Genomic DNA, 23,487 nt, shown 5'->3' on the forward strand with positions numbered 1-23,487 from the left:
AAGCGTTCTGGCTATACGGGGCAGTTGAACCACTCACAGGAGAAAGTTTATTTTGGCAGTTTTCTCATGTCGATACCGAATGCTACCAACAATTTTTGAACGAGTTCGCTGCCTGTTATCCCAAATCACTTAACGTTCTCCAAGTTGATAACGGTTTATTTCATAAAGCTAAACGTTTACAAATTCCAGAGAATATTGTTCTTTTGTTCCAGCCTGCTCATTCTCCAGAACTCAATCCCATAGAGCGCGTTTGGGAATATCTCAAGCAAGACTTGAAATGGGAGCTATTTGACAACCTGGAGCATCTGCGAACTCAAGTTGCTCAACTTCTGGCTAAACTGACTCCTGAAATTGCTGCTTCTTTGACTGGTTATGACTTCATCCTTAATGCCCTATCTGTCGCAAACATTTTTTGAATTGGTATAACTTATTGATGGACTCATGAAAGTCTGTCAACTGTGGAGTATCAAGAAAATTCCTGCTCCCCACTGCCGAATTTTGTTATGAACTACTTGCTGCTTACTTGCAGGTTCATGTCAGAAATTAATCATACTCTCCCGCTATGGTTCAAAACTCTCCGTCTACTATATAGACTTACACCTCGTAAATTACATAAACTTTTTCCACAGTCATTTGCGAATTATTTGCAATATTGAGCTTGTTTTTGTGGAGTGAGGGGTATGGAGTTAAGGCGATCGCAAGAGATTATCTCAGCAGGGATAGTGTTAGCATTTGTATCATTGCTAGTACAACCAGCTATTGCAGAAACTAAATCACATCATTCTATTAGCGCAGCAAAGTTATTACTGGTGCAACAGAGTGATGTTTCATCTGTACAAGTTACAGGTGTAAAAGTCAATACTACAGATAAAGGTATTGAAGTTATTTTAGAAAGTGCGAACCCAGAAGCACTAAAACCTGTCCCTAAAAGTGTAGAAAATAATTATATTGCAGATATTTCTAACGCAGTTTTAGCACTGCCTGAAGGTAAAGATTTTAGCATTACTAATCCAGTCAAGGGAATTTTATCTGTAAATGTCACTCAAGTTGATGCAGCTACCGTCCGGGTAACAGTGACGGGTGAGGCGGGTTTACCAACAGCAGAATTATTTGATAGTGAAGAAGGTTTAATTTTTACCCTTGCGCCTGTAGCTTCAGCGACACAGCAACCAGAACAACCAGCAAGTGAAACACCACCAGAACAATCAACAACTCAAACTGATGAACCTATTGAATTAGTTGTCACAGGGGATAGGGACAGTTATCGAATACCTACAGCCAGTACCGCCACAAAAACAGATACCCCCCTGCGTGATGTACCCCAAGCAATTCAGGTAATTCCTCAACAAGTCCTGCAAGATCAACAAGTCAGGCGTTTGAATGAAGCGTTAAAAAATTCGCCAGGTGTGATAGCTGATAACTCAGAACGTTCTGCTTTTGAAGGATTTACTATTCGTGGTTTTAGTAACCGTAATATCATTCGTAATGGACTAAGAGATGATACTAACATCACCAGTAATATTAATACTGAGAACATTGAACAGATAGAAGTTTTGCGAGGGCCAGCATCGGTTCTATTTGGACAAGGAGGCGCTGGAGGGACGATTAATATTGTCACGAAAAAACCCCAAAGCACTCCTTTTTATTCTATTGAAGCAACCATAGGTAGTTTTGACACCTACGGCGGCTCTATAGATATTACAGGGCCATTAAATGAAGAAAAAACTGTTTTATATCGGTTAAACGCAGCTGCATCTACAACCGATACATTTGTTGATTTTTTTGAGAGAGAGCGTTACTTTATTGCTCCCAGCCTCACTTGGTTGATAGGACAGAATACTGAATTAACTTTAGAAGCAGAGTATTCAGACCAAAAACAACCCAATGACCGGGGTTTACCTGCTCGTGGTACAGTCTTACCTAACCCTAATGGTAGATTACCAATTAATCGTTTTATTGGTGAGCCTTTTGATGAAATTGATAAAAATAATCGTCAATTTCTCCGAGTTGGTTACAATTTTGAGCATCGTTTCAGCGAAAATTGGCAATTCCGTAATAACTTTAATTTCTCTTACCTGAGTGTGTCACAAAATTCTTTGTTTCCCTCAGCACTTTTAGATGATAATCGCACCCTTGAACGAGGTGTATTTATTGCTGAATTTGCCCAACAAACCTACAGTTTAGATACAAATATTGTAGGAAATTTCAAAACAGGCAGTATTGAGCATAAACTATTGTTTGGCATCGATTTATCAAGAAATGTCTCTTATGATGAAGGATTAAATTCCTTGCGATCGCTTGACACTATAGATATTTTCAATCCCATTTATCGGCGTGACAGCCTTGGCGCAATTCTTGAAGAATTTTCTGATGAACCTACAATATCAGAAGGTTTAGGAATTTATATACAAGACCAAATTTCTTTATCAGAAAATTTGAAATTGGTTTTAGGTGGAAGATTTGATATTGTCACACAGGAATTAGAAAACTCACTAGGAGAAACCACATCTTTCCAACAAGATGAAGCATTTAGTCCTCGTGTTGGTATTGTCTATCAACCAAGTCAAGTAGTGTCTCTATATGCTAACTATAGCCGTTCATTTGAACAGGTTACAGGAACAAATTTCGACAATAGGCTATTTGAACCAGAACGGGGAACTCAGTATGAAGTGGGGATGAAAGTAGATTGGACAAATAATCTTTCTTCTACTCTTGCTTTATACCAAATTACACGCTCAAATGTTACTACTACTGATTTGAGAGATCCCAGTGGAAATTCTTCGATTCAAACAGGCGAACAAAGAAGTAGGGGTATTGAATTAGATATCACAGGTGAAATTTTACCTGGATGGAAAATAATTGGTGGTTATGCTTATACCGATGCAATAGTATCCCAAGACAATACTATTCCCGAAGGAAACCGCATTAACAATGTACCAGAACACGCCTTTAGCTTGTGGACTACCTACGAACTTCAACAAGGAAATCTACAAGGTTTAGGCTTTGGTTTGGGACTTTTTTATGTAGGAGAAAGACAGGGAAATTTAGAAAATCAATTTAGTTTACCAAGTTACTTAAGAACAGATGCAGCTTTGTTTTACCGCAGAAATAATCTGCGTGCTGCTTTGAATATCCAAAATTTGTTTGATAATGACTATTTTGAAACAAGTGAAAGCCTACTTCGTGTTTTTCCTGGCGCACCTCGTACTGTAAAATTTACTTTGGGTTGGCAATTTTAATTTACAAATTGCTCATACAGCATAGTTATTTTTGATTACGAATTAAGCCGAATTGCAGCCCTTAAATCATATTAGGGCTGTATCATGTCCCAATAGCACAGCCAGACAATGTTTAGTAAATGGTCGTATCACACCAGATTATTTTTGGTAGCCATTCTGTCTGTTGTATTTATTAAGGGTTGTTATAGCTTTTCTCCCGACACAACCTACTCACCAAAATCTAATTTATTCACAGCAGAATGTCGAACAGTTAAGCATGAATTAGGGGAAAGTTGTATACCTTTTCATCCTAAACGCATAATTGTAACTGACCAAGAGAGTTTAGAAATATTAGTCGCTTTAGGTTTAAAACCAATCGCAACAACAACAGCCAATCGGGTAGGTAACAAAACACCTATATTGAAAGACAAAATTGATGTAATTATTGATTTAGGCAAAGAAAGTTCTCTGAACCTTGAAAAAGTTATCAAGTTGAATCCAGATTTAATTGTAGGATTTACTATCAGTCCTCATAATTATCAATTATTTTCTCAAATAGCACCAACTGTTTCCATTGATTTTACGGAAAGGAATTGGAAGAAAACTTTCTTACAATTCGCTAATGTAGTTGATAAAACTCAATTAGCAACACAAATGCTTGCGGAATATCAAGAAAGAGTTAAAAAGTTAAAATTTGATTTCGCTCAAAAACTGGGTAATATAAAAATTTCTGTAATGAGATTTTACACAACTCTCCAATTTACTCAATTTATGAATAAATTATCATTTCCTGTAAGTATTTTATATGAATTAAATTTATCTATTCCTCTGGAACAAATTCAAGTTAGCGGTAATACACCTAATGTCAGTTATAACAATGTTAGTTTAGAACGTGTAGACTTATTAGAGTCAGATGCAATGTTTATAGCACTAGACCCTGGTGCGAAAGAGAACTTTCAAAAATATCAGAATAGTCCTCTCTGGCACACACTTAATGTAGTAAAGAATAATCGAGTATACACAGTTGATTCAGGCTACTGGATTTTTGGAAATATCTTGTCGGCTAATGCCATATTAGATGACCTAGTAAAATATTTATTAGTAGACTCAGATATCCCGAAAAATTAAATTTAATTTGATAATTTGCTTGAATAATTAAGTAATTACTCAAACAATTAATTATAGGTAAACACACCAATGATTCAAGAAATAGCTAAAATAGAATTGCTCAATTTTTTAGAAGAAATATTTAATCTTGCTCAAAGTCGTTTGGATAATTTCTATACAGATTGCATTATTTTGACTCAGCCTCCTGATGGTGCTGAGGTAATTTCATTAAATGATTATCTACAACCAGATAGACTTTTATCGCAGATAAAAACTAGTGAGATATACCAAAAAAGTCAAGATATTCGCATTGCAGCATCTATCTGGAACAAAATTTATAGTTGGAAAACATTACCTGGTGTTTTGGCTTTGATGACTTGGGCTGGTGTCGGTTTAGATGCAAGGCTTGATAATGTAAGTTTTGTTTTAGAAGACGGTGAACTCAAAGCGCTATGGGTTCATGATCTAAGTGCTACTGTAATTTATCCTCAGAGATTACCTATTCCCATTCCCGAAGATTATCGTGGAAAAATAGTAAATAGCGTAGAAGTCCTACACCAAAGTGTATTTACTAACTTATTCCAACGCAATTTTGCACTCATGATAAACCGCGTTCATCACTTAACTAAACTCTCCAAAAAAACTATGTGGGGTAATGCGGTGAACGCTTCAGAAGGACTGTTTGCTGAAATCAGTAAATGTACAAATTCAGAAGCAATTCAAACAGATTATTCCGTCTTGTATAAACAACCCTACAGTTTAGTTATGCCGGGACGCAATCCTCTTTATAACTTGGTACTTATTGAACAACTCAACGAACCCGATTTACCAGCTACAACTACAGTCCGTCTTACCTGTTGTTTATATGCTTTCATTCCTCCATTTGATGAGAAATGTACAAACTGTCCTTTATTAAAACCACAGGAACGAATTGCCCAAATAAAGCAATATATGAAAGAAGTTGAGTGAGATCATACTAATACCGAAAAATTCCCCATTCCCTTCACATAAAAATGCAACAACCAAATCCAGTCAGTATGCGTAATTTTTTTATCGTTTGGCTTGGTCAATTAGTTTCTACCATTGGTAGCAACATGACCGGCTTTGCGATTGAAATTTGGGCATGGGAAATTACAGGTAAAGCCACAACTCTGACTCTGGTAAGTTTTTTTAGTTTGCTACCAAGTATTATTATTACCCCGATTAGTGGTGTAATTGTAGACAGATTTAACCGCAAATTTTTAATGATGGTGGGTGATACAGTTGCGGTCATTAGCACAATTGTAATTTTGTTGTTGCATCTCACCAATAATTTACAAATCTGGCACTTTTATTTAACAGGCGCGATTGTCGGAACTTTCAATCAATTTCAATCTTTGGCGTACTCAGCATCAGTATCACTGATGATTCCTAAGCAGCACTATACCCGCGCTAGTAGTTTAGAATTTTTATCTGGTTATGGTAGTAATATTATTGCACCTGCTTTGGCGGGGTATCTTTACACAGTCATTGGTTTTTTAGGAATTTGGTTGATTGATATTTCGACGTTTATGGTAGCAATAGGGAGCTTATTATTTGTGAGTATTCCTCAACCAATACCAACCACAAAAAACGAAAACATAGCCAACATTTGGCAAGATTTGGGATTGGGTTGGCGTTATATCACTACTCACAAAAATTTGCTGGCATTGCTAATAGTTAATGTATTATTTTGGCTACCCCATGATATTGGAGATTCCCTTTACTCGCCCATGATTTTATCGCGCACTAATAACAATACTTTAGTGCTAGGTAGCTTGGCTGCTGCGGCTGGTTTTGGTGGTGTGACAGGGGCGATAGTTGTTAGCACTTGGGGCGGTTTTAAACGGAAAATTAAAGGCGTTTTATTGGGGATGATGGGTGCAGGTATCAGTAAAATTGTCTTTGGTTTGGGTAGAACACCTTGGGTTTGGATTCCGGCGCAATTTTGTTCTTCTTTTAATTTCCCTTTGAATGGCAGTTCGGATACTTCTATTTGGTTAGCAAAAGTACCTCCTAATGTGCAAGGAAGGGTTTTTGCCGCGCGATCGCTACTTTTACAGATCGCTTCTGCGGTAGGCTATTTAATAGCAGGCCCATTGGCAGATCAAGTTTTTACACCAGCCTTACAATCAGGTGGTATCTTCGTTAGTATTCTTGGCAGATCATTCGGGAGTGGTGCAGGTATAGCCCTCCTATATGTAATTTGTGCAGTATGTATGTTACTAGTTGGTTTGGTGGGATTTTCTATCAAAGCGCTACAAGATTTAGAGAAAATTGTTCCAGATTATGACTAAATGATCTCATAGCATTGTTTAACTTATCTTAGAATAAATAAATATACAAATATCTGAGAAAATTACTGAACCAATAGTTAAGTACTAGAGTGTACATTCAAACATAGTGCATCTATTACTTTCATGAATTCTCACAAAACAAAATCTTGGAAAGAAGTCCGCGCAGCTTTTCAAAAAATTTGGGGTTATGAAGATTTCCGTCCACCACAGGGAGAAATTGTCAGCAGTTTAATATCACAGAAAGATGCACTTGTAATCATGCCCACAGGGGGCGGAAAATCAATTTGTTTTCAACTACCTGCATTGCTACAAACAGGTGTGACCTTAGTAGTTTCTCCATTGGTAGCATTAATGGAAAATCAAGTACAAGAATTAGTCCAATGCCAGCAAAAAGCGGCACTATTACATAGTGAATTATCAACATTTCAACGCCGTAAAACTCTGCAAGCCTTAGAAGAACAACAGCTAAGATTATTATATTTATCTCCGGAAACTTTATTAAGTCCACCAGTTTGGGAAAGATTATGTCAGCCACAACTGCAAATCAATGGCTTAATCTTAGATGAAGCCCATTGTTTAGTGCAGTGGGGTGAAACATTTCGCCCAGCTTACCGCAGATTAGGCGCAATCAGACCGGCATTACTCAAACATAAACCACCAGGAACCAAAATTAGCATCGCTGCATTTACAGCTACGGCTGACCCCATAGCGCAAAAAACTATACAAACAGTTTTACAATTACAACAGCCAGAAATTTTTCGCCTTAATCCTTACCGCCCTAATTTACATCCCAGTGTTTGTATTGCTTGGACTCCAAGGGGGAGGAAACAGCAATTAGTTAAATTTATTCAAAATCGACCCCAACAAGCGGGATTAATTTATGTTCGGACAAGGCGAGATAGTGAGGATTTAGCTGCATGGTTATCACAAATGGGTTACGCCACAGCTATTTATCATGCGGGGTTAGGTGCAGCAGAACGCCGGGAAGTCGAAGCTAGCTGGTTAGGTGGGAAAATCCCCTTTGTGGTATGTACCTGTGCTTTTGGAATGGGGATTAACAAGCCAGATGTGCGCTGGGTAGTCCACTATCACGCACCACACCTATTATCTGAATATGTGCAAGAAATTGGTCGTGCGGGACGGGATGGTAAACCAGCCGAGGCGCTGACATTGGTGAGTGAACCTACGGGATGGTTAGATTCAGAGGATAAACAAAGACAGCAGTTTTTTCAAGCAAAAATGCGATCGCAACAACAAACAGCCCAACAACTAATCAAAAGGCTACCACAACAAGGTAACGTTAACACAGTCAGCAAAGAATTTCCTGATGGTGCGATCGCTTTAGCTTTACTCCACAGCAGTGGTCAATTAAACTGGCTAGACCCCTTCCATTACAAAATTGTACACAAGACAAACAACCAGCCATCAACACAATTGCAGGCTACCAAACAAATGACTCAATATTTAAATACTAAACAGTGTCGCTGGCAATTTTTATTAAATGCTTTTGGTTTTACTCAAGAAGCTACTAACTGGCATTGTGGACATTGTGATAACTGCCATTCATAGTTGAACTTTAGGGACTACTGAATTCAAAATTAATACAGCTTAAGCGTTTCATTGGTTTGGAATGGATGGATTATTTACGCTGTGCTGTATTAGGTTTACTGTACCAATGACTATTGACTTTCCCGTTGCATTTTTAGTTGATACTGTCGCCATTTTTCCTGCTGACGTACCCTTTTCTCCTCCGTGAGACGATTGAAACAGTGAGGGCAAGAAATACCTTCTTCATACTGAGGAGATGTCTTATCGTCTTCAGACAGTGGATGTCCACAACAGAAACATAACTCGTGACTTCCCGCTTCTAGTCCATGACCTACGGCTATGCGTTCATCAAAGACAAAACATTCTCCTTCCCATAAGCTGTCCTCAGGCGGGACTTCTTCTAAATATTTGAGTATACCGCCTTTAAGATGATAGACCTCTGCAAAACCTTGGGACAACATGAAAGATGAGGCTTTTTCGCAGCGAATACCACCAGTACAAAACATGGCAACTTTTTTGTGTTTATTGGGGTCAAGATTTTGCCGCACATATTCGGGAAAATCCCTAAATGTATCGGTTTGCGGATTTCGCGCCCTTTTGAAAGTGCCAATATGTACTTCGTAATCGTTGCGGGTGTCAATGACTGTAACTTCTGGGTCAGAAATCAACTCATTCCATTCTTGCGGAGTCACATAAGTACCCACTTGTTCATTAGGGTCAACTTCCGGTAAACCCAAAGTGACAATTTCTCGTTTCAACCTCACCTTCATACGCTCAAAGGGTGGGGTGTCTGCTGTGGATTCTTTGTGTTCTAAGTCTTGTAATCGAAGGTCAGAACGCAGATAAGAGAAAACAGCGTCAATTCCTTGACGAGAACCCGCAATAGTCCCATTGATTCCTTCTTTCGCTAAAAGAATCGTTCCCTTAATACCTTGGCTTAAACAGTAAGACAACAGGGAATCTTGTTTCTCGGCAAAATCCGGCAAACTCACAAATTTATAAAATGCGGCAACAATTTGCGTATTTTCTTGGTTCATCCCTTTGTCAAAAGTATAATATTCGGTATATGATGATTACGTCTACTAAATTTAATTTTACGGGGGTTTAGCTCAGTTGGTAGAGCGCCTGCTTTGCAAGCAGGATGTCAGCGGTTCGAGTCCGCTAACCTCCACTTTTATTAAGAGCGTTGAAACACTACTGAAAGGTTGTTTGCAGGCATTTGATAAGTTCTTTGCAGGTTGAGATTTTGTTGTTTAGCTGCTGCTACAACATCTTCCAGGTTACGTACACCCCACTCTGGGTTTTGGGAGCGTAATGATTCGTCGAAAGCTGCATTACTTGGCGCTGTATGCTCTCCCTCTTGTTTATAAGGGCCGTACAGATAAAGAATACCCCCTGGTGGCAGAATTCGCCCAGCACCTGCCATAAGTCCTAAACAGGCTGACCAAGGCGAAATGTGAATCATATTAATGTTGACGATGGCGACAATGGCGGATTCATCAAATCTTGCATCCTTCTCCACTGACCAAATCGGCTGACTAGCATCAAGTTCTAATGGTGGATAAAGATTATCGGTGGGAAATTGTGCTGTCCATGCAGCTATACTGGCTCGTAATTCAGAATTTTGGTCAGATGGTAGCCATTTCCGTGGATTCAGGCGGGGAGCAAAAAATATGGCGTGTTCACCAGTACCACTTGCTACTTCTAAAATAGTGCCACTGGCAGGCAACACTTGTAAAAGCACTTCTAATATAGGTTCGCGGTTGCGTTGTGTTGCTGGTGCGTATTTTCGAGCGTCTTGTGGTGTATTCATCTGGCTGTGTAGCGTGACTAATAATTAAGTTAACAGCGATGGGCTACGCCCCACCAGAGGTGAGCGATCGCCTGTTTTGATAAAGTGGCAAAATCAATTAGGTATTCATTGTCAACAACACAACCGGGAGCATCACTTGCCTAAATCAATTAACTCTACCCAACCCCCACTAAAATTTATTCCCTACAGTTTTAACCTAGTGATACTGAGGCTAATGCAATGGTTACTACCCATTGTGTTACGTTTTCGCACTCGTCCTTGGCTCCCGGCTGGTATCGTCAACATTGAAGCGGAAAATGCCGAGGTATTAGCAGAACTCTATCAACAATTCCAAGCCGGGAAGATTCGTCTTTTAATGGCATTTCGCCACCCAGAAGTAGAAGACCCCCTGTGTATGCTGTACTTTATTTCTCGTATTGTTCCACAAGTGGCGCGTCAAAAAGGTATCGAGTTGCAATACCCAATTCACAGTCATTTTGTCTATGACCGAGGAATGACGATATGGGCTGGGAATTGGTTGGGTTGGTTGTTTTCTCAGTTGGGCGGTGTGCCGGTTCGTCGTGGTCGGCGCTTAGATAAGCAAGCCATTCAAACAGCGCGAGATTTATTTGCTAACGCTCAATTCCCGATCGCCGTTGCACCAGAGGGCGGCAATAATGGTCACAGTGGTATTGTCAGCCCTCTAGAACCTGGTGTGTCCCAACTGGGGTTCTGGTGTGTGGAAGACTTGCAAAAAGCCAACCGCAGTGAAACTGTTGTTATTGTGCCTGTATCTATTCAGTATCACTACGTTACGCCGCCTTGGTCAAAACTAGATTGGTTGTTAAGTAAATTAGAAGCTGATAGCGGTTTACCAGTTCAATCAGTTGCTGAGTCTGCAAAAAATCACCCGGAGATTTACTATCAACGCATTTGTCGCCTGGGTGAATATTTAATCACAGAGATGGAAGAATTTTACCGCCGCTTCTATCATCAAGATATCCCCACAACCATCACAACTGAAGCATCTGCTACTCCGAATCAGGTGTTAATTACCAGACTGCATCGTTTATTAGATAAAGCATTACACGTTTCCGAGCAGTATTTCGGCATCCCCGCACAAGGTAATTTTATTGACCGTTGTCGCCGTTTAGAAGAGGCCAGTTGGAATTATATATACAGAGACGACTTACCAGATATCAAGACCTTACCTCCCTTTAAGCGTGGACTCGCAGACTGGGTAGCCCAAGAAGCAGACTTACGAATACAGCATATGCGTTTGGTAGAAAGTTTTGTGGCTGTCAATGCTACTTATATTCAAGAAAAACACAGCGCGGACAGATTTGCCGAGACAGCTTTGCTGATGTTTGATATGCTTTCCCGCATCCAAGAATCAACCCTCCCCGGACGACCAAGGTTAGGTTTGCGTCAACCATTGATTAAAGTAGGTGAGCCAATTTCTGTCTCGGAACGTTGGGAAAAGGTGCGTGATAACCGCCAAGCGGCTAAAAGGGCTGTACGTAATTTAACTCAAGATTTACAGACAGCTTTAGAAAGCTTGATTGATGAAACCTGTGCAGAAGATCAGTTACAGAAGATAATAACTGATGACTAATGACTAATTTTTTTACCACAGAAGCATAGAGAAACAGAGAGATTTTCTGAAATGGCTTCATGACTTGTATTGCATTTCAGTAAACAAAAATTCATAGAAAGAGCTATAAAATTAATATTAATTAAATATTTATTCGCTTAATTAAACTAATATATTTATCTTTGCATTTGTTAACAAAAAGCATGGCGTTATATTGCAGTTTGTTACTATTTTGTATGGTCTAAAGGAATATTCCTCTAGACTGAATTCTAATGGCAAAAATTGGGATGAATACAGATGCACGGAGTTAATTTCTTGTGTCATGGGTTTGTAGTTGCTGTTTCCTTTGTAGCTTGTATTATTGGCTTGATACTCCTGTGGGATAGCAAAAATACCAAGAATGATGAACGTGAAGAAACAGAAAAAATTTTGTTTAGAATGAGCTTTAGTTACTGGCTCGTTTATTGTGTGGCGTTTGGTCTGGAAAAGATAGTTTTTCCTAACTACGAACCTATGATGATGACATTGAAAATAACTACGGCTTTGTCCTATTTTTTAACTTTTTCTTGTATATTGAGTCTGCCACTACATAGATTTGCGGTGCGTCAAGAAATTCAGGAGTAGTCATTGGTCAATAGTCATTAGTTGGTTTGTTGCTTTGGACTATGGACTACAGACTTTATAGCGATGGGCTACGCCCGGCCGGATGCCATCGCAATCATTTCTTCCAGTTTATCTTGAGCAAGAGGTGTGAGAATAAACACCTCTTGCACTGTCTTACCCTGGCGGGCAATGATTTTATAACCACCACGAATAGGTACAGATACACGTAGCTGCATTTTTGGGCAATGGCCTCTAACCCTGCCAATGACCCCTGGCGTAATGGTTTGAATGCCATCTTGCTGACACAGACGTTCCAAAATTGGGATAAGACCAGGAATATGGGTGGAATGATTCCAAACTAATCTACCATCTTTGCGAGAAACAGCCTTTTGGTGGTCGCCCTTGGGTTTACCCATGATAATTAAGCCGCCTCTAGTGGAGCCATTGTCAGTCCAGCCCGGCGCAATTGTTGGTGATACAATTCTGCTGGTTCCTGCGGCCCTACCCAAACGATCGCTTGTCCCTCATAATGAACTTGATTAGTCAGATCCCAAGCTAAATCACCAGTCATACCAGGAATATACTTCATCAAACACTCAGCGACGTGTTGAAAAGTATTAAAGTCATCATTTAACACAATTACCTTGTAATTTGGATAAGGTTTGCTGACTGTTTGATTAGTCCGTTCAGGAGTTACAGTTGGTGCTGTACTCATGGCGTAAACAACTGTTGAAAGTTTTGTAACCATAGAACAGTTAACCAGAGAAATTTGACAAAACTACACTACAACTAATTAGTTTAGTCTAAAGTCAACAGTCCAGGGTCAAAAGTCCACAGTAACAACCGAACTAATGACTATTGACTATTGACTGTTGAACAACTACCGCCAATCTTCCCAATTTTGGTTAAATATGGAAGTATCAGGAAACGCTGTAGGATTACCATTTTTTTCTAATAAACGTTTCAGCACTTGCAGTTGGGGTTCTGGTTTGGGTAAATCGTCTACTAATTGGTAAGGTGCGACTCCATTTTGTAAGGAGAAAGCCGCTACAGTTCCCGCCGCCGCACCGACAGACCATTCAAAGGAGTGTACCCGATAGGCGGCGGCTGCAATGTGACTAGTGGCTATACTTTTACCACCTACTATCAAGTTATCAATTTTTTGGGGAATCATTGCCCTAAGCGCAATTTGGAAAGGATATGCTTGCCCTGCACCCCGTCTTTCCCCAGGACGTTCTCTATTTCCTGGTGCTTCTGGTGGGCTTTTTTCCATGCAAGGATGAAAGTCAATGGCGTAGTGACCAATACCTACAGAATCGGGGAATATGGTGGAACGAGTCCGCCGCATGGCTTTATCTGGGGAAACTTGACCAGAAATTACTGATGTAGCTTCTAAGCCTGCCAATGTTGCCCTTAATTGACGATACATATCTGCTGGCAGGGTCTTACGATAGTATTCATCATTGTAATTCCGCCGGGAAATATCAACTTCCCAAATAGTAAAACCTGTGGGTTGTCCCCAACTGGGACGGCCGATGATGCGCCGTCCTTCGCGCATATAAGGATATTTCGATAAACCATGTACTGTCCCCATTGGGGAATCTAACCCGGCTAAAAAGCGGTTATTGGTTTGGGGACGCTTGACACCTTCCCCTAGTTGGGAATCTGTGGTTCCAGCTACTAACCAAAAATAGTAGGAAAAGGCTTTTTCTTCAGCTTTGCGGAGACTTTCGGTGCGTAGTCCACCCATCCAACCACCTGATTTTAACTGTCCTGTACCTTGTAGTTGTTGGCGGGTGTAAACTAGGTTATCTTTGGCTGTACCAGGACGATAATCGTTACCCCAAGTCCAGTTTTGCATGGAGATATCCCCTGGGGTGGGCGCAGAAAATCTTACGCCGTTGAATGTGACAGGCTGTCCCTTAGTCGGACTCCAGATGCGACGGTAGGTAAAAACTAAACCAAAGTCTGCTAACCGTGGCAATTCATAGCTGAAATAGGGTGAATATTGTAAATAATTTGGAGGCATTTTCTGCGGTTGCGGTTCCTTGGTAGCCTCCATTGCAAAGGTGTAAGTAAACCCTTGGGTACAGTAGGGGTCATTTTTGGTACTGGAAGAAGAAGGTTCTAGATAGGAACGGGCATCTATGCCTAAACGGTATGGTACATCAGCCAGGGCGATAATTTCCCCAGTTTCGCTGGCATCTACAACATACCATTTGGGACTATTTTCTTTAGTTTGTTGGGGGACTAGGCGAATAATGGTTTTAGTAAGCCGAGATGAATTATTGTAGCGATAAGCGTCATCAATGGTTTGCGCTAAGGTAAAGGTATTAAGTGGTGGTGCGCCCTTAGCTGGTTGATGTTGGATAGCGATCGCGCTATTAATTAATTTACCCTGAGAAATTTCTAAATCCTTAATTACAGTGTTGGGGAACCATTCCAACTTACCCCTACCCCTTCTCTCTGCATCTTTGAGCAATTCCACCATCACAGTATGGGCATCACGGGGTAAAAAACAGGAGTCACTTACCCAGCAATCTCCGGGGTTGAGTTGTCCGTATTTTCTCTCAATCCGGTTACGGAGTTCCAAATAACCGCGAGAATAGAACTGGCGTTGGCGTTGGGTTGGTCGTTCATCTAAAGCCGAGGTTCCCTGAGAAGAAATTTGTCCTCCCAACCAATCAGTAATTTCTGTTAGGCAAACCCTTCTACCAGCTAGTAAACCTTCGTAAGCTGTAGCGACACCAGAAAGCCCACCACCCACTACTAAAATGTCACAATTGACGGTTTTATCTGGGGTTCTCGGTGGTGCAGCAACGATGGGAGTATTGGGTATAAGGTAGCCAGAGATTAAGCTAAGACTAATGAGTGATGTCTGGAGACAGGCTACTTGATGTCTGCGCTTCATAATGTGAGGACTCTTTCTACTCTTTTGCCAACTTGTAGACGTTACCATCTTCTAAAGGTTCTCTACAAGGTTTGAGAAAAAGAGGTAGGGGGTAGGGCTGTTGAATGTTGACTGATGACTAAAGCCAGTTTTTTTTTCTGGTTCATGTTTTCAAAGCAAGTCAGCAAAATCGTAAATTGTAACTTGTAGTTGTGTTTCGTCAATTCACGATTGATTAAACCCCCACCCCTAAAACATTGGTTTGGCGTTGCTTGATGAGCCTGCAATCTAACGATAGAGAAAACTTCCTAGTACACTTCATCATGAGAGCCAATATCAATCAACAAAATCTCTTCTTCGCCCGATTCTAAATTCTCAACAAAGTTGAACACAATACGACAATCATACTCAACCGAACAAGCCCAAGCTCCTGCTAACTTTCCTTTGAGTTTGTGAGTCTGCAAAATCGGGTCAAAGGGATCGGCGCTCAGAAGTCCTAAACGTGCGGCGATCGCTTCTTGGAGTTCTGGTTGTCGTCGGATCAACTTTTTGAAGGCTCGTTTGAATGAAGAGGATAAAACCAGTGTTTTCACTGCTTTAGCTCATTCAGGACTTCAGCAACCGTTCCCCGGAACACATTTCCTGCTTGGTATTCTACCTGTGCCTGAGTAATATGTAGCGCAATTTCTTCTCGTCGTCGCTCCGTCAATCGCTTCTGTATCAGTTGGATCAAGGCTTCTTGCTCGTCTATTGATAATGCCTCTACACTGCTTATAACTCTTTCAAAATTGGAGACTTGCATGGTTTTATATTCGGGCAATTCCTAAAATTGCTGTACCAATGGTAGTATAACTTTGATAGAGATACTTTTTGTAAAATCATCACCACTTTAGTATAGTCAATGCACACAGAAACAAGGCTTCTGTCCATTCGACGACTGCGCCGTAGGTGTCGCCAGTATGTCCACCTAACTTGTGGTTAAACCATGCACCTGTGAGAATAGCGATCGCACTCCCCGCAATCAATGTGAAAATTGTGATCAATGGACTATTGCCGTTTACTAGCCAGAATAAGCCACTGACAGCACACATCAATAATAATCCTGGTAAAAAATCTTGGTATGACTGAATAGCTTGTTTATGGAATGCCCCTTTACCAGTGGGCTTTAAATAAGGATAACAGGCGATCGCTACTTGTTGTCCCCAACGTCCCCAACCACAACTAGCTAATAACACTAACCAACGGTTTTCCCCAATATCTGTTAAAGCCGAGGTTTTTAGTAATAATATAGCGATCGCACTCATGGCTCCAAATGCACCAGTCGCACTATCGGCCATCACTTCCAATCGCCGTTCTGGTTCACATACTGCCAAACCATCAGCAGTATCCATCGCCCCATCTAAATGCAGCCCGCCAGTTATCACAATCCACAGCCCCACCACCAAAGCACTACGAGTTAATACGGGCATCTCCAGATAATTCATACCCACATCAAATAACCCCAAACATCCCCCAATAATTAACCCCACCGCAGGCACAAGCTTTGCCACCCCTTGAAAATCCAACCCATTGATATAAGGCAAAGGAATACTTGTATAAAATATAATACTCGCCAATAAATTCCCTAAAAATAGCTTCACTATCTCCTTCCTTCTGAATAAATTCCCCTCCGCGTTCAAAATTTCTCACAAAACCTCACAAAAGCCCAGATTCTTATGTATACTTCTTGACCAAAAGACAGAAAAACAAGAAATTAACATGGAACGCGCCATTTCTGCTGTAGGAATTTTACTTTTCATTGGCATATCCTACGCCATATCGATTCGGCGTGATGCGATACGTTGGCGAACAATCGCCTGGGGATTGGGTTTGGAATTTGTATTTGCCCTGATAATTCTCAAAACGCCTTGGGGATTAAATGTATTTAAGTCTTTAGGGGATGCAGTCAGCAATTTTTTAGCTTTCTCCGACGTAGGTGCAAAATTTGTCTTTGGCGAGAACTTTAAGGATCATTTTTTCGCCTTTCAAGTCCTCCCAACAATTATCTTTTTTTCCGCCTTCATCAACGTTATGTATCATTACGGCATTTTGCAGAAAGTTGTCAATGGGCTGGCGTGGGTAATGATGAAGACGATGAAAACTTCTGGTTCTGAGTCTTTATCCTGTGCTGGTAACATTTTTTTGGGGCCTACAGAATCAGCACTGATGGTTAAACCCTACGTAGCAAACATGACGCAATCAGAACTCCATGCTGTCATGACTGGGGGATTTGCAACTATTGCTGGTGGTGTATTGGGTGCTTATCTTTCGTTTGGGATTCCCCCCGAACATTTAATTGCAGCTTTTTTCATGACTGCACCTACCTCATTGGTAGTATCAAAGTTATTGTATCCAGAAACGGAAGTATCAGAAACTATTGGTCAGGCGAAAATGCAAGGAGAGATAAATTATGTCAATGTGATTGATGCTGCTACTAGTGGAGCAATTGATGGTGTGAAATTAGCAGTAAATGTTGGTGTGATGATTATTGCCTTTTTGGGGTTACTAGCTGTTGTTAATGCTCTACTAGGATGGTTAGGTTCTTATGTTGGTTTACCACAACTATCTTTAGAGTGGATTTTGTCTTTCATTATGGCTCCTATTGCGTTTTTTATGGGTGTACCTTGGGCTGATTGCGCTCAAGTAGGAGCTTTATTAGGAAAAAAAACGATCCTGAATGAATTTCTCGCTTATGTGGATTTAGGCAACTTAATTAAGAGTGGTAAAATTTCCCAAAGGGGGGTAATTATCGCCACTTATGCTTTGTGTAACTTTGCCAATATTGGTTCAATTGGTATTACTATTGGTGGTATTACTGGGATGGCTCCACAACGCCAACATGACTTAGCGCGGATGGGGGTGAGAAGTATGATTGGGGGATTACTGGCTGGTTTTATCACCGCTTGCATTGCTGGGGTGTTGGTTTGAAAAAGATAATTTAGTTTATTGTTTCACATAACCTAGTTGCCAATTTTCTGCTTGCTTTAAATCATTGATCTTGCCTTTAGCGATGAGATTTAAGGCAATGCGAGTATTTAAATATCCTTATTATTGGTGGTATTACTGGGATGGCTCCACAACGTCAACATGACTTAGCGCGGATGGGGGTGAGAAGTATGATTGGGGGATTACTTGCTGGTTTTATTACCGCTTGCATTGCTGGCGTGTTGGTTTAAAAAAGATTATTTAGCTTATTGTTTCACATAACCTAGTTGCCAATTTTCTGCTTGTTTTAAATCATTTATCTTGCCTTTAGCGATGAGATTTAAGGCAATGCGAGTATTTAAATATCCCTGGACTAAATAGTATTCTTGGTTGTTAGAAATGTCAGTAGATACACTTTTTTCTATAGGTACAAGTCCACCACAGCGAGTAGCTTCTCCTGGTAATTTCAGTCTAAATAAATACTCGTGTTGATATCCCTTAGGAATCTTAAATACAGCATATACTTGATGCTGACCTCGCCAAGGTTGAACTACTAGTTTTTCAGGAGAAGTATATTGTTTAGCTTTTTTTGTGGAGAAAAAACCGTATGGTTTATTACAACTCACAGTAGGCGATCGCTCTAACTTATCTGAGATGTAAGATAAGCCCATGACACCAGCTAAACTAAGTGCAAATAATATGTAAAATAGAGATTTTTTCAGCACTTATTTAGACCTTAAATCACTGCTTTTTGTTATTTTAACCAGGACAATCAAATGTGACAAATTCCCCGCGAGAGTTGCTGTCCCAGTCTGGTTTGTCTAAATGTGAAAATTTATACGCTATTAAAGTAGCGATCGCTTTCCTATTGCTAAATTAACAGGGGTTATCTAAAATCAAGCTAGTAGCAAATAGTCATGGTATCTACTACAATACGTTTTGCGGATATTCAAAACCATTGGGCGCGCCCATTTATTGAAGCCTTAGCAGCACGACGGATTTTGAATGGCTATCCTGATGGAACTTTTCGCCCCAATAATTCAGTCACCCGTGCTGAGTTCGCCGCTATCATTGGGGCTGTCTTTAATGTCTCTGTTAAACGTCCCTACATCAACTTTACTGATGTCCCGGCTAATCATTGGGCGGCTGGTGCAATTAAAAAGGCTTACGAAACTGGGTTTTTAACTGGTTATCCAGATAAAACCTTCGGTTTGAATAAACAAATTTTTAGGGGTGATATCTTCGTTTCTCTAGTCAACGGCTTGGAAATAGCCACTAAGATAACACCCGACTTACTAGACAAATTACCCCAAATTTATCAAGATGCGGCGAATATTCCAGCTTATGGCAGAAATCAAGTTGCGATCGCTACTAGTGCAAGTTTAGTATCTAGCTTTCCCAATATCAAATCACTCAACTTTAGTACTGCGGCTACCCGTGGTGATGTAGCCGCAATTGTCTATCAAACTTTAGTGTATCTTGGTCAGGCAGAAAAAATTCCCTCTATCTATTTGGTTGTACCGCCAACATCTACTGTGCGGGTAAGCCATACTAGAGAGTTCCGGGGCGCTTGGATAACTACGGTGTGGAATAGTGATTGGCCTTCCAAGGCTGGACTTTCTGTAACTCAACAGCAAGCTGAACTAGTAGCAATTCTTACCCGCCTACAACAGTTAAATTTCAACGCCATAATTTTGCAAGTGCGTCCAGAAGGGGATGCGGTATATGCGTCCGAGTTAGAACCTTGGAGTGCTTGGATTACTGGTACTCAAGGTAAAGCCCCAGAACCATTTTATGATCCATTGGAGTTTGCGATCGCTGAAGCCCACAAACGTAATCTCGAAGTTCATGCTTGGTTCAATCCCTACCGCGCCAAAACCAGCGTCAAGAGTGCGCCTAACGTCCGTCCTCACATATCCGTCACCAATCCAGAGGTAGTCTATCAATGGGGTAATCAATTGTGGATGGACCCAGGAATAAAAATTGTCCAAGATAGGGCTTACAATGTCATCATTGATGTTGTCCGGCGCTACAACATAGATGCAGTCCACCTTGATGACTATTTCTATCCCTACCCCATTTCAGGACAGACTTTCCCCGACGATAAAACCTACGCCGCATATAAATCAGCCGGGGGACAACTTAGCTTAAATGATTGGCGACGGCAAAATGTTGATCAAATGGTGCTGCGTCTGTCTCAAGGAATTAAAGCCACAAAATCTCACGTGAAATTTGGGATTAGTCCCTTTGGGATTTATCGTCCAGGACAACCACCAGGAATCAACGGTCTAGATGCCTATAATGTCTTGTACGCTGATGCCAAGAAATGGTTAGAACAAGGTTGGGTAGATTATTTAGCACCGCAACTATACTGGCGTACAGACCAAACTCAGCAGAGTTACCCTGTACTTTTAAAATGGTGGACAGAAATTAACTCGAAGCGCAGACATATTTACGCCGGTAATAATATCGGACAACTCGACGGCAAAGCTTGGAAAAATGACGAAATAGAAAAGCAAGTAAAAATCAGCCGCAACCAAACTGGAGAATCCCTCGGCAATATCTTCTTCAGTGTCAGTTCCATCATTGAAAACCGTCAAGATATCGCTGGAACCTTCCAAAACTCCTTATATAATACACCTGCGATCGTACCCGCCATGTCTTGGCAGACTGCAACTGCACCACCTCCACCAAAAGAACTACAAGTCAGCAACCGCAGACTCAGTTGGCAACCAGGTGATAATCAACCTGTGCGTTCTTGGACACTTTACCGTCAAAGTGGCAGTAATTGGACGCTACAGCGAGTGTTATCTGCGGGAACGACGTTTGCTACAGTCCAACCAGGAACCTATGCTGTGTGTGCAGTAGATAGGCTAGCTAATGAGAGTCAGGGTGTAGTAATTAGCGTTAGTTGAAAATAGGGAGTGGTTAGTAAAAATTATTCCCCTACTTTCCTGCAACCTCTCCAAGATATGATTCGTCTAGTTGGTAAAGGGTAATAGCTATTAGGTACTTTGTTACTATTAGTAATTACCCTTGACCAACCCCAACAAATATTATCAGCGTTCAAACGAACATGATATTAGCTAATTACAGAAATCATCTACTCTAATATCTCGCCAAATATCAGAAACTTGCCAGCCTGAGTTGCCCGCAGACTGAATTACAGGATTATCTCGTAAAGGAATATAGTGTGGTTCTTTAATGTCTAAATATAAATCTTTTTGTTCTTCAAGATTTGGTTCGGGAATATCAAAAGGATCAGGTGGCAGGTTTTGCTCTTCTGTTTCCTCCATCATCTTAATTTTTTTCAGAACTAATTTTTCAGATTTTTTTATTAGTCGTATATCCATTGATTTTTTATGCCTTATACATTGAAAGAAAAAGGATAATCTAAAGACTGATTCTTAGACACACTAGTAAAGTTCTTCAAGAATCTTGAGAGAGATCCGTAAAAAGCTTTATGGTGTCTAATGTTGCAAAAATTACTCAGGAAAAACTAGAATACACCAAATTTAGGTAAAATAAAACTTATATCCTAAAAATTTTAAAGAAATTAAGAGAAGTCTAAAATCAGGGGATACTCTACTAGCATTACACCTTCTCTAATATAAAAAATATATATGTCGGCTCAATGAATATTGTACCGATGCCAGTTGTGAAGATGGCTCGAAGACGAAGACGAGATGGAAAGATAGTGGGAAAAAATATCCTTTCTGGTGCATACGCTAACCAGGATGTAGTTGATCAAATTAACAGATTTCTATTTCTGACATAGCGATCGCTTAAATCTATTATTGTTGAGCCAAGACTCAGAGTAGGAGTAGAATGCACCAATCCCCAATGCTAGGATTTGGTTAGACTCTTACCGACCATATCTTTAATGGCTTCTGATTTCGCCGCTTCTGTAATTCTAGATACAGCACTTTCTGTATCTGGGTTAACTGATTATCTGCGCTTGTTGTTAGAACATGATGAGCAACTACGGCAAGTTTGGGTAACTGGGGAAGTTTCCAGTGCTAACAATCATCGTAGTGGTTTATTTTTTACCTTACAAGACCCTGATGGTACAGCAGCAATTAAGTGTGTGGTCTGGAATAGTCAAGTACCAAAACTGGCTCAATTACCCATCGCAGGTGAACAATTAATTGTTCTGGGTAGTATTCGCCTGTATCCGCAAAGGGGAGAGTATCAATTATCAGTATGGCAAGCTTTACCTGCTGGTGCGGGTTTACAAGCGTTGCGTTATCAACAACTTAAAAATCGTTTGCTGGCTGAGGGGTTGTTCGACCCCCAAAGAAAACGTCAGATTCCCATCCATCCGCAAACGATCGCCGTTGTTACTTCACCGACGGCTGCGGCTTGGGGTGATATCCAAAAAACTCTCAAACATCGATATCCTGGGTTACACGTTTTATTTTCTCCCGCTACAGTCCAAGGTGAACAAGCTCCAGAATCTATCGTTAGGGCGATCGCCAGGGTAGAAAAAGATGGTCGCGCCCAGGTGCTGATTCTATCACGGGGTGGTGGTGCGGTTGAGGAATTGGCTTGCTTTAATGATGAACGGGTAGTCCGCGCCGTGGCTGAGTGTTCCATACCTGTGGTGACGGGAATTGGTCATCAACGAGACGAGTCTTTGGTAGATTTGGTGGCGGATGTTTGTGTACATACCCCAACGGCGGCGGCAGAAATGGTTGTACCTTCCCTGGCAGAGTTATATACTCAACATCGGCAGCGAGTAGCAGCTTTACATGAAGTTTTGCTCAACTCCCAAACTTCGGCGGAAAATCAATTACAAACATTACGCAATCGTTTGCGGAATCTGCGCTTAGATAGGCATTTACAGCAAGAAGCGCAAAAATTAACTTGGCAGCGTCAGCAATTGTTACAGTTAATGTTGGGGCGATCGCAACAAGCCAAGCAACACTTAGAACTTTTGCGACAAAAATTAATTAGCCTTGACCCGAAAGCAGTATTACAGCGTGGTTATGCGGTGGTTAGACAAGAAAATGGGGCGATCGCTCGTAATGCAATTCAATTAACTGTAGACCAAGAATTATTGATTCAATTGGCACAGGGTGAAGTTAAAGTAAAAGTGATAGAGGTTAAAAATTCAGCACAACAAACAGGCAATGGTCAAACGTAAGACTAATTCTAATTCTGAAGCTGTTAGCGATTGGAATTATGAGGCAAAGGTTGCAGAAATAGAAGCAATTATCTCTCGCATTGAATCGGGAGAGTTGGAATTAGAAGCAGTATTTGACCAGTTTGCTCATGCTGTAGAATATTTACGTCAATGTGAAACTTTTTTACACCAGCGACAACAACAGGTGGATTTATTAATTGAAACTTTGAGTGATGAGTAAGTAATTCAAAATGATTAGGTAAGTAACTAAGCATTAAAGACAAATAAGTAGGTAGACACAATTAAATATCAAATCAACTTTTGTTCGTAG

General features: G+C 40.6%; 22 protein-coding genes, 1 tRNA gene and 1 pseudogene. 14 read left to right on the top strand and 10 right to left on the bottom strand.

Going from position 1 to position 23,487, the window contains the following annotated elements; translation table 11 throughout:
• The 6 genes from H6G18_RS18875 to H6G18_RS18900 form a co-directional block, all read left to right on the top strand.
• Positions 1-416, top strand: a 416-nt coding sequence (locus tag H6G18_RS18875; RefSeq protein ID WP_190408640.1) for an IS630 family transposase, incomplete at its 5' end; no start/stop codon positions are given.
• Positions 417-680: 264 nt separating this feature from the next.
• Positions 681-3,239: a TonB-dependent siderophore receptor gene (locus H6G18_RS18880; protein WP_190408641.1), complete on the top strand. Its 2,559-nt coding sequence runs from the start codon at positions 681-683 to the stop codon at positions 3,237-3,239.
• Positions 3,240-3,383: 144 nt separating this feature from the next.
• The gene (locus H6G18_RS18885; protein WP_313954445.1) at positions 3,384-4,346 is read left to right on the top strand and encodes an iron-siderophore ABC transporter substrate-binding protein; all 963 of its coding nucleotides are present in this window, start codon (positions 3,384-3,386) and stop codon (positions 4,344-4,346) included.
• Positions 4,347-4,415: 69 nt separating this feature from the next.
• A complete protein-coding gene (locus tag H6G18_RS18890; RefSeq protein ID WP_190408643.1) occupies positions 4,416-5,294 on the top strand; it encodes a ferric iron reductase in 879 nt (292 codons plus the stop codon).
• 44 nt (positions 5,295-5,338) lie between these two features.
• Positions 5,339-6,640, top strand: coding sequence for an MFS transporter (locus H6G18_RS18895; protein ID WP_242040407.1), 1,302 nt, complete (start codon positions 5,339-5,341; stop codon positions 6,638-6,640).
• Positions 6,641-6,763: 123 nt separating this feature from the next.
• The gene (locus H6G18_RS18900) at positions 6,764-8,209 is read left to right on the top strand and encodes a RecQ family ATP-dependent DNA helicase (RefSeq protein ID WP_190408644.1); all 1,446 of its coding nucleotides are present in this window, start codon (positions 6,764-6,766) and stop codon (positions 8,207-8,209) included.
• A gap of 110 nt (positions 8,210-8,319) precedes the next feature.
• Here the strand turns inward: H6G18_RS18900 and trhO are convergent, their stop codons facing one another.
• Positions 8,320-9,225: an oxygen-dependent tRNA uridine(34) hydroxylase TrhO gene (trhO, locus tag H6G18_RS18905; protein WP_190408645.1), complete on the bottom strand. Its 906-nt coding sequence runs from the start codon at positions 9,223-9,225 to the stop codon at positions 8,320-8,322.
• A gap of 61 nt (positions 9,226-9,286) precedes the next feature.
• Here trhO and H6G18_RS18910 point away from each other — a divergent pair.
• A tRNA-Ala gene (locus H6G18_RS18910) sits at positions 9,287-9,359 on the top strand.
• 6 nt (positions 9,360-9,365) lie between these two features.
• Here the strand turns inward: H6G18_RS18910 and H6G18_RS18915 are convergent.
• Positions 9,366-10,001 carry a class I SAM-dependent methyltransferase gene (locus tag H6G18_RS18915; protein WP_190408646.1) on the bottom strand — a complete coding sequence of 212 codons (636 nt, stop codon included), beginning with the start codon at positions 9,999-10,001 and terminating at the stop codon, positions 9,366-9,368.
• A gap of 136 nt (positions 10,002-10,137) precedes the next feature.
• Between H6G18_RS18915 and H6G18_RS18920 the strand changes: the two genes are divergently transcribed.
• Together H6G18_RS18920 and H6G18_RS18925 are read left to right on the top strand one after the other, a co-directional pair.
• Positions 10,138-11,595 carry a 1-acyl-sn-glycerol-3-phosphate acyltransferase gene (locus tag H6G18_RS18920; RefSeq protein WP_190408647.1) on the top strand — a complete coding sequence of 486 codons (1,458 nt, stop codon included), beginning with the start codon at positions 10,138-10,140 and terminating at the stop codon, positions 11,593-11,595.
• Between the two features lie 276 nt (positions 11,596-11,871).
• Positions 11,872-12,198 (top strand): hypothetical protein, encoded by a 327-nt coding sequence (locus tag H6G18_RS18925; protein WP_190408648.1) that lies wholly within the window; start codon positions 11,872-11,874, stop codon positions 12,196-12,198.
• Between the two features lie 68 nt (positions 12,199-12,266).
• On the opposite strand, the gene H6G18_RS18930 is transcribed toward H6G18_RS18925, so the two are convergent.
• The 6 genes from H6G18_RS18930 to cobS all read right to left on the bottom strand — a co-directional run bounded on the left by H6G18_RS18930 (position 12,267) and on the right by cobS (position 16,710).
• Positions 12,267-12,593: a DUF2103 domain-containing protein gene (locus H6G18_RS18930; protein ID WP_190408649.1), complete on the bottom strand. Its 327-nt coding sequence runs from the start codon at positions 12,591-12,593 to the stop codon at positions 12,267-12,269.
• Between the two features lie 5 nt (positions 12,594-12,598).
• On the bottom strand, positions 12,599-12,925 hold the full coding sequence (gene clpS / locus H6G18_RS18935; RefSeq protein ID WP_190408650.1) for an ATP-dependent Clp protease adapter ClpS: 327 nt from the start codon (positions 12,923-12,925) through the stop codon (positions 12,599-12,601).
• A 132-nt stretch (positions 12,926-13,057) separates the two neighbouring features.
• The gene (locus tag H6G18_RS18940; protein ID WP_190408651.1) at positions 13,058-15,088 is read right to left on the bottom strand and encodes an FAD-dependent oxidoreductase; all 2,031 of its coding nucleotides are present in this window, start codon (positions 15,086-15,088) and stop codon (positions 13,058-13,060) included.
• 287 nt (positions 15,089-15,375) lie between these two features.
• Positions 15,376-15,660, bottom strand: a complete 285-nt coding sequence (locus tag H6G18_RS18945) for a type II toxin-antitoxin system RelE/ParE family toxin (protein ID WP_190408652.1) — start codon at positions 15,658-15,660, stop codon at positions 15,376-15,378.
• On the bottom strand, positions 15,657-15,869 hold the full coding sequence (locus tag H6G18_RS18950) for a hypothetical protein (RefSeq protein WP_190408653.1): 213 nt from the start codon (positions 15,867-15,869) through the stop codon (positions 15,657-15,659). The genes H6G18_RS18945 and H6G18_RS18950 overlap by 4 nt, the downstream gene beginning before the upstream one ends.
• 79 nt (positions 15,870-15,948) lie before the next feature.
• Positions 15,949-16,710: an adenosylcobinamide-GDP ribazoletransferase gene (gene cobS, locus H6G18_RS18955; protein WP_190408682.1), complete on the bottom strand. Its 762-nt coding sequence runs from the start codon at positions 16,708-16,710 to the stop codon at positions 15,949-15,951.
• 115 nt (positions 16,711-16,825) lie between these two features.
• On the opposite strand from cobS, the gene H6G18_RS18960 reads away from it, so the two are divergent.
• Complete coding sequence (locus H6G18_RS18960; RefSeq protein ID WP_190408654.1) at positions 16,826-18,034, top strand: NupC/NupG family nucleoside CNT transporter; 1,209 nt, start codon at positions 16,826-16,828, stop codon at positions 18,032-18,034.
• Positions 18,035-18,150: 116 nt separating this feature from the next.
• A pseudogene (locus tag H6G18_RS18965) lies at positions 18,151-18,282 on the top strand (nucleoside transporter C-terminal domain-containing protein); the annotation flags it as partial.
• Between the two features lie 15 nt (positions 18,283-18,297).
• Here H6G18_RS18965 and H6G18_RS18970 read toward each other — a convergent pair.
• A complete protein-coding gene (locus tag H6G18_RS18970) occupies positions 18,298-18,756 on the bottom strand; it encodes a hypothetical protein (RefSeq protein ID WP_313954446.1) in 459 nt (152 codons plus the stop codon).
• A gap of 192 nt (positions 18,757-18,948) precedes the next feature.
• On the opposite strand from H6G18_RS18970, the gene H6G18_RS18975 reads away from it, so the two are divergent.
• Positions 18,949-20,946, top strand: a complete 1,998-nt coding sequence (locus H6G18_RS18975; RefSeq protein WP_190408655.1) for a glycoside hydrolase family 10 protein — start codon at positions 18,949-18,951, stop codon at positions 20,944-20,946.
• A gap of 171 nt (positions 20,947-21,117) precedes the next feature.
• Here the strand turns inward: H6G18_RS18975 and H6G18_RS18980 are convergent, their stop codons facing one another.
• Positions 21,118-21,384, bottom strand: coding sequence for a hypothetical protein (locus H6G18_RS18980; protein WP_190408656.1), 267 nt, complete (start codon positions 21,382-21,384; stop codon positions 21,118-21,120).
• Between the two features lie 530 nt (positions 21,385-21,914).
• Here H6G18_RS18980 and xseA point away from each other — a divergent pair.
• Positions 21,915-23,177: an exodeoxyribonuclease VII large subunit gene (xseA, locus tag H6G18_RS18985; protein ID WP_190408657.1), complete on the top strand. Its 1,263-nt coding sequence runs from the start codon at positions 21,915-21,917 to the stop codon at positions 23,175-23,177.
• The gene (gene xseB / locus H6G18_RS18990; RefSeq protein WP_190408658.1) at positions 23,164-23,397 is read left to right on the top strand and encodes an exodeoxyribonuclease VII small subunit; all 234 of its coding nucleotides are present in this window, start codon (positions 23,164-23,166) and stop codon (positions 23,395-23,397) included. The genes xseA and xseB overlap by 14 nt, the downstream gene beginning before the upstream one ends.
• Positions 23,398-23,487 lie beyond the last annotated feature (90 nt).

This window comes from Anabaena subtropica FACHB-260, from assembly GCF_014697105.1.
Classification (GTDB): domain Bacteria; phylum Cyanobacteriota; class Cyanobacteriia; order Cyanobacteriales; family Nostocaceae; genus Trichormus; species Trichormus subtropicus.

Coding starts and splice junctions, on each gene's coding strand:
- H6G18_RS18980 (WP_190408656.1), bottom strand. CDS start 21,384: ATGGATATACGACTAATAAAAAAATCTGAAAAATTAGTTCTGAAAAAA.
- trhO (WP_190408645.1), bottom strand. CDS start 9,225: ATGAACCAAGAAAATACGCAAATTGTTGCCGCATTTTATAAATTTGTG.
- H6G18_RS18950 (WP_190408653.1), bottom strand. CDS start 15,869: ATGCAAGTCTCCAATTTTGAAAGAGTTATAAGCAGTGTAGAGGCATTA.
- clpS (WP_190408650.1), bottom strand. CDS start 12,925: ATGGTTACAAAACTTTCAACAGTTGTTTACGCCATGAGTACAGCACCA.
- H6G18_RS18900 (WP_190408644.1), top strand. CDS start 6,764: ATGAATTCTCACAAAACAAAATCTTGGAAAGAAGTCCGCGCAGCTTTT.
- H6G18_RS18925 (WP_190408648.1), top strand. CDS start 11,872: ATGCACGGAGTTAATTTCTTGTGTCATGGGTTTGTAGTTGCTGTTTCC.
- xseB (WP_190408658.1), top strand. CDS start 23,164: ATGGTCAAACGTAAGACTAATTCTAATTCTGAAGCTGTTAGCGATTGG.
- H6G18_RS18915 (WP_190408646.1), bottom strand. CDS start 10,001: ATGAATACACCACAAGACGCTCGAAAATACGCACCAGCAACACAACGC.
- xseA (WP_190408657.1), top strand. CDS start 21,915: ATGGCTTCTGATTTCGCCGCTTCTGTAATTCTAGATACAGCACTTTCT.
- H6G18_RS18960 (WP_190408654.1), top strand. CDS start 16,826: ATGGAACGCGCCATTTCTGCTGTAGGAATTTTACTTTTCATTGGCATA.
- H6G18_RS18975 (WP_190408655.1), top strand. CDS start 18,949: ATGGTATCTACTACAATACGTTTTGCGGATATTCAAAACCATTGGGCG.
- H6G18_RS18895 (WP_242040407.1), top strand. CDS start 5,339: ATGCAACAACCAAATCCAGTCAGTATGCGTAATTTTTTTATCGTTTGG.
- H6G18_RS18940 (WP_190408651.1), bottom strand. CDS start 15,088: ATGAAGCGCAGACATCAAGTAGCCTGTCTCCAGACATCACTCATTAGT.
- H6G18_RS18880 (WP_190408641.1), top strand. CDS start 681: ATGGAGTTAAGGCGATCGCAAGAGATTATCTCAGCAGGGATAGTGTTA.
- H6G18_RS18930 (WP_190408649.1), bottom strand. CDS start 12,593: ATGGGTAAACCCAAGGGCGACCACCAAAAGGCTGTTTCTCGCAAAGAT.
- H6G18_RS18890 (WP_190408643.1), top strand. CDS start 4,416: ATGATTCAAGAAATAGCTAAAATAGAATTGCTCAATTTTTTAGAAGAA.